Raw genomic sequence first — 13,363 nt, 5'->3', positions numbered from 1 at the left:
CTTACCGGGAGAAACCATGAACAAGATCATCACCGCACTGGCACTGGCACTGGCATGCATCGCTTCGCACGCCACTGCTGCCCCAAGGACGTACGGCAGCTGCATGCGCGCATGCGCCGAAGTGGGCCCATCCACGGCGAAGAACGAACAGTTTGCGCACAGGATGGCGACGCTGAACGACGAAAAAAGCAAGGAGACCGATCCGCAAAAGCTGGCACAGCTCAAGGAACGCGAAGCGTCGATCATCGAAAAGCACGAGGACGATACGGAAAAACTGTGCCGCCATATTTGCGAAGGCTTGCCGCAGCAATAAAAAACCGGGGCACATGGCCCCGGCTCTGTGGTCAAACAATCACGCCGATTACAAATGCACTGAAATCTGCGGCATCAGGTCGTCGAACGTACGGCCGTTGCCGTTCTCGCCGATCGCGTGCATCTTCCACTCGCCGCCATGGCGGTACAGCTTGGCCATGATCTGCGCCGAGTGCGAACCCGTCACCGACAGATTGAAGCGCGCGACTTCCTGCTGGTTGGCTGCATTGATCAGGCGGCAGTAAGCGTTTTCAACCGTGGCAAAGGTTTGCCCGGTGAAGCTGTTGACCGTGAAGACCAGTGCCTTGACCGATGCCGGCACAGCGTTCAGGTCGACGGTGATCTGCTCGTCGTCGCCATCACCGGCGCCGGTGCGGTTGTCGCCCGTGTGCACGATGCTGCCGTCCTTGCTCTTGAGCTGGCGGAACCAGATCACGTCCACCGGCTTGTTCGACTCGTCGAACATGACCACCGATGCGTCCAGGTCGACGGCGTCCGACTTGCCGCCGCCGAAGCCGAAGAAACCCTTCGACTTGATCGCATCCCAACCCAGACCCATGGTCACGCGGGACAGGCCGCCACCGGCTTCCTTGTCCAGAGAGATCTTCTGGCCTTTTTGCAGATTGACTGACATTGTGTTCCTCCGTTATTTCGCTGGCTGCTGCATCCAGGCTTTGAATGCAGTGCGGTTGCGCGAACATACATACACCTTGCCACGACCGGAGAAGCGCAGGACCATGCCCTCGCCGCTGGTCTGGCTGTTGATCAGGTTACCCAGGAAGCCGCCGCTGGTGCCGGTCGTGATCGAAATTTCGTAGCGCAGCGTGCTGTCCCAGCACACCACGTGCGAATTGTCGATGATCGCGTCCTTGCCCGGCTCGACATCCAGCACCGACATCGAGCCGAAGCCCGACACCACCACCTGGCCCTGGCCACCTGTCTCGGTGACGAAGAAGCCGCCACTGTTGGCAAACAGCGCATTGCCCAGGCTTTGCGTACGGACCTTGAGGTCGACGCCGGACGTGGCCGCGACAAACGCGCCATCGCTGATGATGTAGTGGTTCGGGCCGACATCGACCGTCTGCATCGCACCCGGCAGGGTTGGCGACAGCAGGCAGTCGCCATCGCCGCGCGTGGCTTCGATGTGCTGCTGAAAGAACGACTCGCCGTTGGCAAAGGTGCGCATCAGCGCACTACCGAGCCCGCCCTTCATCTTGCCTTTGAGGTCGAGGGTCGATTCCATCATCACCATCGCGTCGGATTCGCAATAGATGGTCTCGCCCTGCTTCATCGACACATGAAGGAAAGGATCGACGTCCCCGGTCACGGTAAATACTGGCATTTGGCTTCCTTAGAATGAGGTTCCACGCAGGGCGCCTCCGCAGAAGCGCCCTGGCTTGCATGATTAAACGTTGACGCCGTAGTTGCGGGCGAGTGGGCCCAGGCCGCCGGCAAAGCCCTGGCCGATTGCGCGGAATTTCCAGTCCGCGCCGTTGCGGTAGACCTCACCGAAGATCATGGCCGCTTCGGTCGAACCGTCTTCCGACAGGTCGTAGCGCGCGACTTCGGCGTTGGTGGCGTTGTTGACGCAGCGGATGAACGCCTTGCCGACCATGCCGAAGTTCTGGCGACGGGTTTCGGCATCGTGAATGGTCACGCCCAGGACGACCTTGTCGACGTCAGCCGGAACCTTGGTCAGGTCGATGGTGACGAATTCGTCGTCGCCATCGCCGGCGCCGGTCGTGTTGTCGCCCGAGTGGACGATCGAACCGTCGCTCGACTTCAGGTTGTTATAGAAGATGAAGTCGCCATCCGAACGGACCTTGCCGGACGAATTGAGCAGGAACACAGCGCCGTCGAGGTCAAAGGCTGCGCCATCGGTGGCGCGAATGTCCCAGCCGAGTGCGACTTTCAGTGAAGTCAGGCCTGGTGCTTCTTTCGACAGGTTGACGTTGCCGCCTTTTTGCAGACTGATTGCCATGATGAGAATCTCCTAAATTGTGAACACCGGGTTGCAAGCGCCGCGAGCTGGTGTTCTGCCACTCGCAGCGAATTCTGTACTGCTATGGCGGCTCTACCGCCAACCATCACCGCGTGGACGGCAGAGCCGCCTCGCCGTCCGCGTCCACCCTACATCAATGAACCGTTGCCACGTAGGGTGGACGGGTACCCCGTCCACGCGTCGATCGTTGCCGCAAGATCAGCCACGTAGAGTGGACGGCGAAGCCATCACATTACGCGCCGGCGAGTGCGGCGTGCTTCTTCTTGTACTGAATCGAGCTCCACAGCGACGCCAGGATGAAGGCCACGCCCACACCGCCGGTGATCAGCTCTGGCACGTGCCACTTCATACTGGCCAGCATGATCACGGCCAGGATACCGATCGCGTAGTGCGCGCCGTGCTCGAGGTAGACGTATTCATCGAGCGTGCCCTTGCGCACCAGGAACACAGTCATCGAACGCACGAACATCGCGCCGATTGCCAGGCCCAGCATGATGATCACGACGTCGCTGGTGATCGCGAATGCGCCGATCACACCATCGAACGAGAACGACGCATCCAGCACTTCGAGGTACAGGAAACCACCGATACCGCCTTTTTTGACCGCGTCACCGACAGCGCCCTCGCCCGATTCGCTCTTTTCCAGCAGGCTGCTGAGCATATCGACAGCAACATAGACCAGGATGCCCCACATACCGGCGATCGCAACGACCATCTTCTGCGCTTCATCAACATACGTCAGGCTGAACAGCAGCGCGGCGATGGCGATCATGACGGCGATCGACGACACTTTGCCGAGCGAACCCAGTTTTGCTTCGAAGTTGCCCAGCCAGTGGGTTTCTTTTTCATCGTCCAGCATGAAGTTCAGGAACACCAGCAGCAGGAACATGCCGCCGAATGCCGCCACTTCAGCGTGGTGGTTGGTCAGGTGCATCGAGAAGGCTTTTGGATTGGTCAGCGCCAGGTTCCACACTTCCGCCGCGCCCAGGTCGGCAGCCACGGCCACGATGACCAGCGGGAACACCAGACGCATGCCGAACACGGCGATGATGATACCGACGCCCAGGAAGAGCTTGATCCAGAACTCGTCCCAGGTCTTGAGGACCGAGGCGTTGACCACCGCGTTATCGAATGACAGCGAGACTTCCATGACGGCCAGAATGGCCGCCACGCCCAGCGCGGTAATCATGCCCGACGTGCCACCATGATCGAATCCCCACCATGCCGCAAGGGCAAGACAGACCGCGGTCACGATGAATGACCAGGTAAAGTACTTCATTAATATTTCCCCTCTTATAGATTTATGAAAAACGGTGCTGACGAACAATTGTAAAGGTTGCCAAGCGATTGAAAAAGCGAAGATAATTGGAAGATTACTTCCGAAAAACAGAAGCCATGAGCCACGCACTCCCCAACTTTCGCCACCTCTATTACTTCTGGGTGGTTGCCAAGGAAGGCAGCATTACGCGCGCTGCCGAGCGCCTTGGCCTGGCCATCCAGACAGTGAGTACGCAGCTTACCTTACTTGAACAGGCGTTTGGCAAGGCACTGTTCACGCAGCAAGGCCGGCGCCTCAATCTGACCGAAGCCGGTCGTTTGGCGCTGTCGTACGCGGACCAGATCTTCCTGCTGGGCGAGCAGATGCAGGAAGCGCTCGACGCTTCCGACAGCACGCGCATCCGCCTGGCGGTGGGCATTTCCGATTCGCTGCCCAAGTTCACCGCCTACCGCCTGCTCGAGGTAACGACTCAGTTGGCCACGCCGGTGCGTCTGGTGTGCCACGAAGACCAGTACGAGGCGCTGCTGGGCGACCTGGCGCTGCACAAGCTCGATGTCGTGCTGACCGACCGCGCCGTGCCCACCGGCACCACGCTGCGCGTGTTCAGCCACCTGCTGTCCGAAAGCGAGATGTTCGTCGTCGGCGCCGCAGCGCTGGCGCACGAGTACCGTGACGACTTTCCGGCGTCGCTGCACGGTGCGCCATTCTTGCTGCCCACGCGCAACAACGCCCTGCGCGGCAAGATCGACGACTGGTTCGAGCGCCATGCGATCCGGCCCGACGTGGTCGGCGAGTTCGAGGACAACGCGCTATTGAATACCTTCGGCCGGCGCGGCCTCGGGCTGTTCTTCACGCCGGCCGCGCCCGCCGCTGACATCGACTACCAGCTCGGCGCCGAGCTCGTCGGGCGGGTGCCGGAGGTGCGCGAACACTTCTATGCGATCTCGAATGAACGCAAGATCAAGCATCCGGCGGTCGAGGCAATCCTGTCAGCCGTGCACAAAGGCGCGTTAGCAGACGGATAAGGGCCGTGTTGGGTTGTACAATGCCCTCTTGCTTTGCCTTTTGTTAATACATCTCCAGCATGGAAAATATCCTCTTCCTCGTTCTCGCCCTGTTTCTGGTCGCGCTGAACGGCCTGTTCGTCGCCGCCGAATTCAGTATCGTCACGCTGCGCAAGACCCGCGTGAACGCCATCGCCAAGACCACCGGCCTGCGCGGACGCATCCTGGAGAAAGTCCACGGCAAGCTCGACGCCTACCTGTCGGCCTGCCAGCTGGGCATCACGCTGGCATCGCTGGGTCTGGGCTGGGTCGGTGAGCCGGCCTTCGCCAGCCTCCTCGAACCGGTCTTCGCGTTTGTCGGCGTCACGTCCGAAGAGCTGATCCACAGCATTTCGTTCATCGTCGCGTTCTCGGTGATTTCGTTCCTGCACATCGTGGTGGGCGAACTGGCCCCGAAAACGCTGGCGATCCGGCTGCCGGAATCGGTGGCGCTGTGGTGCGCGATCCCGCTGTATGCGTTCTACTGGGCCATGTACCCGGCGATCGCCCTGCTCAATGCGAGCGCCAATACGCTGCTGCGCGTGGCGGGCCTGGCCGGCAAGGGCGGGCACGACCACCACTACTCGCTGGACGAACTCAAACTGATCCTGCGCACCAGCAACCCGGCTGAAAAGATCACGCAGGACGACCGCAATATCCTGGCCCAGTCGCTCGACTTCAGCCAGCTGGCCGTGTCCGAGCTGATGCGTCCGATCAACGAAGTCAGCGCCCTGTACGCCAGCCGCTCGCTTGAGCAGAACCTGGAAACCGTGCGCCGCAACCGCTTTTCGCGCTACCCGTATTTCGACAAGGACGGTGAAGAAGTCATCGGTATCGTCCATCTGAAAGACCTGTATTTCGCGCTGCAGTCGGGCCGGCCCATTGGCGATCTGACCCAGTTCCTGCGACCGGTCGAATCGATTTCGGCGCGCACGCCGGCGCAGGACATCTTCCGGCGCTTCCGCGGCGGCGCGCCCCACTTCGCGCTGATCGGCGAAAAGGGCAAGCGCCCGGTTGGCTTCGTCACACTCGACAACCTGCTGGGCGCGATGGTCGGCGAGATCCGCGACGAATTCCGGATGAACGAAAACGATTGGCTCAAGCAGGCCGACGGCACCTGGATCGGCAAGGCCAGCCTGCCGATCTTCTCGCTCGAACGCCTGCTGGGCATCGACATCGACAACGAACAAATGGGGCTGGACGATGTCGAATCGGTCGGCGGCCTGTTGATGGCCAAGCTGGGCGACATCCCCAAGCAAGGCCAGCGCATTGGTTTTCCGCAGTTCGATGTCGTGGTCAAGAAGATGAATGGCCCGCGCATCCTGCTGGTCAAGGTGATCCCGCAATTGACCCGCGCTGGCGAGAACGACGACCACGACTAACCGCCTTTTACATCGGCATTGCTGACATTACACAAGAATGATGCTATTTTTTGTGTATATCTGCGTGAACCGACGAGAGGCATTCAATGTCCGCCCAGCTTCGCCATAACGTTCACCTCGCCGGCCAGGGCGCCGCCACCATGGTATTTGCCCATGGTTTCGGGTGCGACCAGACGATGTGGCGTCACCTCGCCCCCGCCTACCAGCACCGGTACCGCGTCCTCACCTACGATCTCGTCGGCTCCGGCGGCTCGGACCTGTCGGCCTATGACCGCGCCCGCCATTCGACGCTGCAGGGTCACGCCGACGACCTGCTCGCTTTGATCGACGCCCATGCCAGTGGCCCGGTCGTGTTTGTCGGGCACTCGGTCGGCGCGACAATCGGCATGCTGGCCACGATCGCCGCGCCCGAGCGCTTCGCCGCGCAGATCATGGTCAGTCCGTCGCCCTGCTACATCAACGACGGCGACTACACGGGCGGCTTCACGCGCGACGACATCGACGAACTGCTCGAGACGATGGAGACGAACTTCATCACCTGGTCGCACAGCCTTGCACCCACCATCATGGGCGCGCCCAACCAGCCCCATCTGGCCTCCGGGCTGACGGCCAGTTTCTGCCGCAACGATCCCGAGATCGCCCATCACTTTGCCAGCGTCACGTTCCGCTCGGACCACCGCCTTGATGTGCCCAGGTCCACGACGCCGGCGCTGATCCTGCAATGCAGCGACGACCTGATTGCGCCGCGCACGGCCGGCCAATGGCTGCACCAGAACCTGCCCGGCAGCACGTTCGCGCTGGTACCGAATGTCGGCCACTGTCCGCACATGAGTGCGCCGACCGACGTCTCGGCCGCAATCGACACCTTCCTCACACAGCAGCCAAGCTGACCATCCATGAACGCTGCCCTCACCGCGACCGACCTGTTCTTCGACCAGGCTGCTTGCGGCCTGATGGCAACCGATGCACACGGCATGATCCTCACGGCCAATGCCAGCCTGCATGCGTGGCTCGGCATGGCCCCCGGCGCGCTGGTGGGCACGCGCCTGCACGACCTGCTGCCGGCCAGCGCCCGCCTGTTCCACTACACGTGCTGCGTGCCGCGCCTGCAGAGCGAGGGCGCGGCGCACGACATCCAGGTCGACCTCTTGATGGCGGGCGGCGCGCGGCTGCCGGTACTGCTCCAGCTCGTGCGCCAGCGCGATGGCGATCGCGAGATCGACCACTGGGCACTGTTTCGCGCCGGTGGCAGACATGCCTACGAAAACGCACTGCTGTGCAAGTCGGAGGCCGCCGACGGCGCCCACAACGTGCAGCGCCAGCGCGACCTGCAACTGCAGGCGGCGAACACGCAGTTGTCGGCGGCCGACCTGCGCAAGGATGAATTTCTGGCCACGCTGTCGCACGAGCTGCGCAATCCGCTCGCCCCGATGCGCAGCGCGCTCGACGTTCTCAAGATCAAGCACGGCAACGACGACGACGCGCGCGTGATCGGCGCATTCGACCGCCAGCTACGCCACCTGACGCGGCTGGTGGACGACCTGATGGAAGTCTCGCGCATCACGCAGAACCGCATGCAGCTGCGGCGCGCGCCGGTCGACATGGCGGCGCTGGTGCGCGGCGCGGTGCACGACATGGCGCCGATGATGACGGCGGCGCGCCACACGCTGCGCCTGGCGCTGCCAGAGGCGCCGCTGACGGTGGATGGCGATGCCACGCGCCTGGCGCAGGTCGTGATCAACCTGCTGGGCAACGCAGCCAAGTACACGCCCGATGGCGGGCTGATCGATGTGGAACTGGCGGGCCAGGCCGGTCACGCCGAACTGCGCGTGCGCGACAACGGCATCGGCATCCCGGCGGGCGCGCTGGGGACGATCTTCCAGTTGTTCACGCAGCTGGAACCGGGGCGCGAGCGCGCCTGCGGCGGCCTGGGCATCGGTCTGGCGCTAGCGCGCGGCATCGCCCTGCTGCATGGTGGCGAGATCCTGGTCGAGAGCGATGGCCCGGGCCGCGGCAGCCAGTTCACGTTGCGCCTGCCGCTGATCGCGGGTTGTGTGGTGGCGGAAGAAATAGCAACGGCGCCTGGCCAGCCGGCGCCACTGCGGGTGCTGGTGGTGGATGACAATGTCGATGCGGCCGAGACGATGGCGACGATGCTCGAGCTGTTCGGCTGCACGACGCTGCTGGCGCATACGGCGGCCGGCGCACTGGCGCTGGCGCCGGACTTCTTGCCCGAGGTCGCGCTGCTCGATATCGGCCTGCCCGACTTCAATGGCTACGAGCTGGCGCGGCGCCTGCGCGGGCTGGATGCCTGCGCCAGCACCAAACTGATTGCGGCGACGGGCTGGGGCCAGGAGCGCGACCGGCAACTGGCGCGCGATGCGGGGTTCGATCATCACCTGACCAAGCCGATCGATATCGAGCGGCTGCGCTTGCTGCTACAGTAAGCACCTGTTCCTCACCGGCATCGACAACATGACCCGCGCCTTGTCCCTGAACCTTCTTGCAGCAGGCTTGCTGTCACTGTCTGCGTTCGTCGTGGCGCCAGCGCCCACCCACGCCTGCGAGCGCGTCTACCCGCAGGCCAATGGCGACGACCGCACGCGCCACGTGCGCCTGTCGGCCGACTGGCCCGATGCGCAGATCCTGCAGAACCTGAAGCTCAATTTCGACCGGGCCGACGTCAAGCGCAGCGAGAGTTCGGGCGCGGTCAGCATCCAGTACGCGTATTTTCACAAGACGGTCGTGATCACGCGCTCGGCCAGCAAGGGGGTCGAGGTGCAGCTGCTGGAAAAGGATCGCGAGAAACTCGTCTGGCAGCTGGGAATGTGTTGATGGTATGAAGGGGAGCGAGGACTTGCGCCTCGCTCCATGCTCTACGTCAGGCGGCGACGATCTTGCGGTTCGCTGCGCCCGGCAACATGCGCAGCGTCTTGCCGACGACCGCCTTGTACGTTTTCGACGTGACCGTATCGACATAACGGTACTCGGCCCGTGTTTCGGTCGGCGTGACCGTCAGCACCACGAAGCCGCGCGAGGCCGTCTCGGCGTATTGCAGCGGCCCGATCAGCTGCTCCATGCCGCCCGCCACGATGGCCGGCGCAACAGTCGGGAAATAGCTTTCGAAACCAGGCGAGGTCACGGCCGGCACGCCGAATTCAACGCCCACTGCCCGCCCCTGCTGGTCGGCCAGGTCGCTGGCCCAGGCATTGTGGGTGTCACCCGCCAGCACCACCATGTTCTTGTTCAGCGTCTGCGCCATGTTCAGCACCGTCTCGCGCGCGGCGTGGTAGCCATCCCAGGCATCGAGGTTGTACGGCACCGGCGTGGCCGCGAGCAGCTGCTGTTCGGCGGCGCTCAGCGCCACGCCGGCCTTGACCTTGGCAGCAATCGCGAAGTACGCCGCATAGCCCGTCGTGCCCAGCACCATCGGCGCCGGCAGCAGCATGCGCGCCATCAGTACCTGCTGGCCCAGGATCTGCCAGGTGGCCGTCGACTTGCTCATCTGGTTGCGCAGCCACGCGGTCTGCTCCGTGCCCATCAGCTGGCGCGCCGGGTTCGTCACGTCAGCGGTGAAGGCAGCGCTGTTGAAGCTGCGGTCGGCGCCGACATAGCTGGCCAGGGCCAGCTGCTTGTCGCGACCGATCACGCGGGTGTCCAGCATGTGCAGCGACAGCAGGTTGCCGAAATCGAACGATCGGTAGATCCTGTCCGGGCGCGCGGCATCCGGCACACGGATCGGCATCCACTCGTGATACGCCTGGATCGCCATCTGGCGCCGCGCCGACCACAGGCCTTCCGTGGCCGGGTCGTGATTTTCGGCGCCACCGCTCCAGGTGTCATTGCTCAGTTCATGGTCATCCCAGACAGCGATGAAGGGCATGCGCGCATGCACCGCCTGCAGGTCCGGGTCGGTGCGGTATTGCTGGAAACGGATGCGGTAATCCGTCAGCGTGATGATCTCGGTGGCCGGCTTCGACACGCGCCCCAGGTTACCCGCGTTTTGCGACGCATAGCCGCCGGCGGCGTATTCGTAGATGTAGTCGCCCAGGTGCAGGCCGACATCGATATCGTCGAACCTGGCGGCATCGGCGTACACGTTGAAGTAGCCGGCCGGGTAGTTCGAGCAGCTGAACACGGCAAAGCGCACGCGTGAGACGCTGCCGGTTGGCAGCGTCTTGGTACGCCCCACCGGCGAGAGCTGGCCGTAGCAGCCGAAGCGGTAGAAATAGCTGCGGTTGGCCGTCAGGCCGGTGGCATCCACTTTGACCGTGAAGTCGCTGGCGCTGCCAGTGCGCAGGCTGCCCGAGGCCACCGTACGCGAAAAGTCGCTCGTCTCGGAAATCTCCCAGCCGACATCGATGTCGGCAGTGCCGGTGGCCGTGATGCGCGTCCACAGGATGACGCGGTCGGCCAGCGGATCGCCGCTGGCCACGCCATGCGCGAAGCTGACGGTGCGGTCGTCGCCATCACCGCCGCAGGCCGCGAGCGGGAGGGCCGACACGGCGACGGTGCCGAGGGAGAAGGTACGAATGAAATTGCGGCGCGAATGCGATTGGTTCATGGGATGGCAATTGGTAAAAGTGAAAGACGGCAAATCTTAGCCAGCGCCGATGACGCTCTGATGACGCGGGCGATGCACGGGGCATGAAGTGCTGGGCATGATTTGCACGCCCGATCGGATATGCCGGCCGGGCGTGCCAATCACGTGCGTGATCAAGCCTGCTTGCGCTTTTTCAATCCGACGATGCCGGCCAGACCCAGCCCCAGCAGCGCCAGCGAATGCGGCTCGGGCACTGGCGTGGCCGGGCCGAATACCTGGTCGCGCACGGTGACGGCGATGTCCGGATAGTTGGTGAAGACGCCGTCCACACCGAGGTTGTAGGCCGCCTCGTAGCTGGCCGGGTTGTTCAGGAACGTGTACGGCGTGACCGTCATCCCGGCATCGTGCGCAGCCTGCACGCAGGCTGCGCTGAGCTGACCCGCCGATGGACCGATGCCGTCGGCGATGGCGGCGACCGCAGCCGCCCCTGCCGCCGTGGTGGGGCAGACGCCCAGATAGCTGACCGGAATGGACGAGTTGGCGTTCAGGTATTCCACCTGCGCCGCGTTGAAGGACTGCGTCAGGGCGCGGCCCGCCGTCGTGAAGTAGCCGTTGTACTTCGCATTGGTCAGGCCTGCCAGGATGGCTTCCGCCACCTCCAGCCCACTTTGCTTGGCTTCGGGGAAGACGCCGATGGCGACACCGGTTTCCAGAAAATGGTTGTAGGCCAGGTCGAGGAAGGCGTCGTACGACGTGAAGCTGTACGAAATGGCCGGGTTGAAATAGGTCTTGTCGGTGCAGTAGCCATTGGCGTTGCGGCACGTCACGGACAACTGCTCGAGCTGCGCCAGCGTGAATTTACGCACATCGTAGGTCCCGTTGCTGGAACGCAGGGCGGCGATCTCGGGATGCGTGGCTGCGAATGCGACGACGTTCGTCGTGGCGTTCAAGGTGCCGTCATGCAGCATCACGGCCTTGTTGTCGGCGGTCAGGTAGACGTCGCCTTCGATATAGTCGGCGCCCATCCGCATGGCCAGTTGATAGGACTGCACCGACTCTTCCGGCAGATACCCGCTGGCGCCGCGGTGGGAAATGACGAGCGGACGTTCACCGGTGAGCGTCGATACCGGCATGGCATGGGCGGCGACCGGCGCGAACAGCATGGCCGCAAGCGGCAACAGTCCCAGATACGACGTTTTCATAAAAGCAAACCCTCTTCAAGTGTGATGAGTTATTTCGCGCCACGCATGACGGGCGAGCGCATCAGAAGTTGTCAGCGCCATATCGGCGGGGCTGACGGAGGGATGCTAATTCGGCATGATGACAGTGGCATGAATTTGCGTGCCAATGTGTTGTTGACAACGCTGCGTTCAAGGCGTCACCATCGCTATCAGGGCCGTGTAAGAAATATCCTACAAGACGAATTAACACGTTAGACTCGTGGGAAAGTGATGAACATCCCCTCCAGTCCGTTCTGGACCATGCATGAGTAAATGGAATAGCCTGCAATTATGGAAGAGTCCCTGCCGGCGTTCGCAGAAAAACCCACCACGTTACTGTCCAAATTAGGACCTGGCCTGATCACCGGCGCGGCCGACGACGATCCGAGCGGCATCGCAACCTACTCGCAGGCCGGTGCACAATTCGGTTTCGGGTTGCTGTGGACGGTGATATTTACCTATCCGCTGATGGTCGGCATCCAGATTGTCAGCGCACGTATTGGCGTGGTGACGGGGCATGGTTTGGCCACCAATATCCGGCGCCATTATTCGAAGACGTTGCTGTATGCAATCGTCATGCTGTTGCTGCTTGCAAATATCATCAATATCGCCGCCGACATCGCGGCAATGGGCGACGCCCTGCGGCTGGTAATAGGCGGCCCCGCACATGTGTACGCGATCGGTTTCGGCGCATTGTCCGCCGTGCTGCAGGTGATGATTCCGTACACCCGCTATGTGCGCATCCTGAAATGGATGACGCTGGCGCTACTGGCGTACGTGGTGACCGTGTTTGTCGTCAGGGTGCCATGGGCCACAGTCGCAGTCGGCTTGATCACGTTCCCGCACCTGCCCTGGAAGGCTGCGTACGTCACGACGATTGTCGCGGTATTCGGCACCACCATCAGCCCGTACCTGTTTTTTTGGCAGTCATCGCAGGAAGTCGAAAACCTGCGTGCGATACCCGACGCGCGGGCCCTGAAATATGCACCGGCCGAAGCGAAGGCAAGCCTCGACCGTATCAAGGTCGATACCTATATTGGCATGGGGTTTTCAAATGCCGTGGCATTTGCCATCATGCTGACCTTTGCCGTGACGTTGCACCTGCACGGCATCACCGACATTTCATCCTCGGCGCAGGCGGCCGAAGCGCTGCGGCCGATTGCCGGCGAATTCGCGTTCACCCTTTTCAGTCTTGGCATCATCGGCACCGGCCTGCTGGCAATTCCCGTGCTTGCGGGATCGGCTGCCTACGCGATGGCGGGCACCTTCGAATGGAAAAACAGCTTGCAGGACAAGCCGGCCGTGGCACCGCGTTTCTACGCGATCATCGTTCTGGCGACGCTGCTTGGGGTGGCACTGATCTACGCACCCATCGACCCGATCAAGGCGCTCTACTGGAGCGCCGTTATCAACGGCGTCGTCTCGATCCCGATCATGGCCGTGATGCTGCTGATGGCAGCGCGCCACGACGTCATGGGCGCATTGACCATCTCCCGGCGCTTGAAAATCCTTGGATGGCTATGCACGTCGGTGATGGCGCTCGCTGTGGCGTGCATGTTTGCCCTCGCCTGAACGGGCGTGC

General features: G+C 62.6%; 13 protein-coding genes. 7 read left to right on the top strand and 6 right to left on the bottom strand.

Annotated features, from left to right (window positions below):
• Positions 1-16 precede the first annotated feature (16 nt).
• Positions 17-313: a hypothetical protein gene (locus HD842_RS21200; RefSeq protein WP_183557068.1), complete on the top strand. Its 297-nt coding sequence runs from the start codon at positions 17-19 to the stop codon at positions 311-313.
• A gap of 48 nt (positions 314-361) precedes the next feature.
• On the opposite strand, the gene HD842_RS21195 is transcribed toward HD842_RS21200, so the two are convergent.
• The 4 genes from HD842_RS21195 to HD842_RS21180 form a co-directional block, all read right to left on the bottom strand.
• Positions 362-946 (bottom strand): TerD family protein, encoded by a 585-nt coding sequence (locus HD842_RS21195; RefSeq protein WP_183557066.1) that lies wholly within the window; start codon positions 944-946, stop codon positions 362-364.
• A gap of 12 nt (positions 947-958) precedes the next feature.
• Complete coding sequence (locus tag HD842_RS21190) at positions 959-1,654, bottom strand: TIGR00266 family protein (RefSeq protein ID WP_183557064.1); 696 nt, start codon at positions 1,652-1,654, stop codon at positions 959-961.
• Positions 1,655-1,717: 63 nt separating this feature from the next.
• Positions 1,718-2,293 carry a TerD family protein gene (locus HD842_RS21185; RefSeq protein WP_183557061.1) on the bottom strand — a complete coding sequence of 192 codons (576 nt, stop codon included), beginning with the start codon at positions 2,291-2,293 and terminating at the stop codon, positions 1,718-1,720.
• Between the two features lie 253 nt (positions 2,294-2,546).
• On the bottom strand, positions 2,547-3,593 hold the full coding sequence (locus HD842_RS21180; RefSeq protein WP_183557059.1) for a DUF475 domain-containing protein: 1,047 nt from the start codon (positions 3,591-3,593) through the stop codon (positions 2,547-2,549).
• A gap of 116 nt (positions 3,594-3,709) precedes the next feature.
• On the opposite strand from HD842_RS21180, the gene nhaR reads away from it, so the two are divergent.
• The 5 genes from nhaR to HD842_RS21155 all read left to right on the top strand — a co-directional run bounded on the left by nhaR (position 3,710) and on the right by HD842_RS21155 (position 8,853).
• Positions 3,710-4,618, top strand: coding sequence for a transcriptional activator NhaR (gene nhaR, locus HD842_RS21175; protein ID WP_183557057.1), 909 nt, complete (start codon positions 3,710-3,712; stop codon positions 4,616-4,618).
• Between the two features lie 59 nt (positions 4,619-4,677).
• A complete protein-coding gene (locus HD842_RS21170) occupies positions 4,678-6,018 on the top strand; it encodes a hemolysin family protein (protein WP_183557055.1) in 1,341 nt (446 codons plus the stop codon).
• An 86-nt stretch (positions 6,019-6,104) separates the two neighbouring features.
• Positions 6,105-6,908: an alpha/beta fold hydrolase gene (locus tag HD842_RS21165; RefSeq protein ID WP_183557053.1), complete on the top strand. Its 804-nt coding sequence runs from the start codon at positions 6,105-6,107 to the stop codon at positions 6,906-6,908.
• A 6-nt stretch (positions 6,909-6,914) separates the two neighbouring features.
• On the top strand, positions 6,915-8,465 hold the full coding sequence (locus HD842_RS21160; protein ID WP_183557051.1) for a hybrid sensor histidine kinase/response regulator: 1,551 nt from the start codon (positions 6,915-6,917) through the stop codon (positions 8,463-8,465).
• Positions 8,466-8,493: 28 nt separating this feature from the next.
• Positions 8,494-8,853, top strand: coding sequence for a hypothetical protein (locus HD842_RS21155; protein ID WP_183557049.1), 360 nt, complete (start codon positions 8,494-8,496; stop codon positions 8,851-8,853).
• 46 nt (positions 8,854-8,899) lie between these two features.
• Here HD842_RS21155 and HD842_RS21150 read toward each other — a convergent pair whose 3' ends face one another.
• Together HD842_RS21150 and HD842_RS21145 are read right to left on the bottom strand one after the other, a co-directional pair.
• On the bottom strand, positions 8,900-10,582 hold the full coding sequence (locus HD842_RS21150; protein WP_183557047.1) for an alkaline phosphatase D family protein: 1,683 nt from the start codon (positions 10,580-10,582) through the stop codon (positions 8,900-8,902).
• A 152-nt stretch (positions 10,583-10,734) separates the two neighbouring features.
• Positions 10,735-11,763, bottom strand: a complete 1,029-nt coding sequence (locus tag HD842_RS21145) for a glycerophosphodiester phosphodiesterase (protein WP_183557560.1) — start codon at positions 11,761-11,763, stop codon at positions 10,735-10,737.
• A 309-nt stretch (positions 11,764-12,072) separates the two neighbouring features.
• On the opposite strand from HD842_RS21145, the gene HD842_RS21140 reads away from it, so the two are divergent.
• The gene (locus HD842_RS21140) at positions 12,073-13,353 is read left to right on the top strand and encodes an Nramp family divalent metal transporter (protein ID WP_183557045.1); all 1,281 of its coding nucleotides are present in this window, start codon (positions 12,073-12,075) and stop codon (positions 13,351-13,353) included.
• Positions 13,354-13,363 lie beyond the last annotated feature (10 nt).

It is taken from the genome of Massilia aurea (genome assembly GCF_014200505.1).
Lineage (GTDB): Bacteria > Pseudomonadota > Gammaproteobacteria > Burkholderiales > Burkholderiaceae_D > Telluria > Telluria aurea_B.
The sequence above is the reverse complement of the archived record's forward strand: the minus strand, read 5'-3'. Positions and strand labels throughout refer to the sequence as shown.

Excerpts from the sequence above, each read along its gene's own strand:
- HD842_RS21200 (WP_183557068.1), top strand. The coding sequence starts at position 17 with ATGAACAAGATCATCACCGCACTGGCACTGGCACTGGCATGCATCGCT.
- HD842_RS21195 (WP_183557066.1), bottom strand. The coding sequence starts at position 946 with ATGTCAGTCAATCTGCAAAAAGGCCAGAAGATCTCTCTGGACAAGGAA.
- HD842_RS21190 (WP_183557064.1), bottom strand. The coding sequence starts at position 1,654 with ATGCCAGTATTTACCGTGACCGGGGACGTCGATCCTTTCCTTCATGTG.
- HD842_RS21185 (WP_183557061.1), bottom strand. The coding sequence starts at position 2,293 with ATGGCAATCAGTCTGCAAAAAGGCGGCAACGTCAACCTGTCGAAAGAA.
- HD842_RS21180 (WP_183557059.1), bottom strand. The coding sequence starts at position 3,593 with ATGAAGTACTTTACCTGGTCATTCATCGTGACCGCGGTCTGTCTTGCC.
- nhaR (WP_183557057.1), top strand. The coding sequence starts at position 3,710 with ATGAGCCACGCACTCCCCAACTTTCGCCACCTCTATTACTTCTGGGTG.
- HD842_RS21170 (WP_183557055.1), top strand. The coding sequence starts at position 4,678 with ATGGAAAATATCCTCTTCCTCGTTCTCGCCCTGTTTCTGGTCGCGCTG.
- HD842_RS21165 (WP_183557053.1), top strand. The coding sequence starts at position 6,105 with ATGTCCGCCCAGCTTCGCCATAACGTTCACCTCGCCGGCCAGGGCGCC.
- HD842_RS21160 (WP_183557051.1), top strand. The coding sequence starts at position 6,915 with ATGAACGCTGCCCTCACCGCGACCGACCTGTTCTTCGACCAGGCTGCT.
- HD842_RS21155 (WP_183557049.1), top strand. The coding sequence starts at position 8,494 with ATGACCCGCGCCTTGTCCCTGAACCTTCTTGCAGCAGGCTTGCTGTCA.
- HD842_RS21150 (WP_183557047.1), bottom strand. The coding sequence starts at position 10,582 with ATGAACCAATCGCATTCGCGCCGCAATTTCATTCGTACCTTCTCCCTC.
- HD842_RS21145 (WP_183557560.1), bottom strand. The coding sequence starts at position 11,763 with ATGAAAACGTCGTATCTGGGACTGTTGCCGCTTGCGGCCATGCTGTTC.
- HD842_RS21140 (WP_183557045.1), top strand. The coding sequence starts at position 12,073 with ATGGAAGAGTCCCTGCCGGCGTTCGCAGAAAAACCCACCACGTTACTG.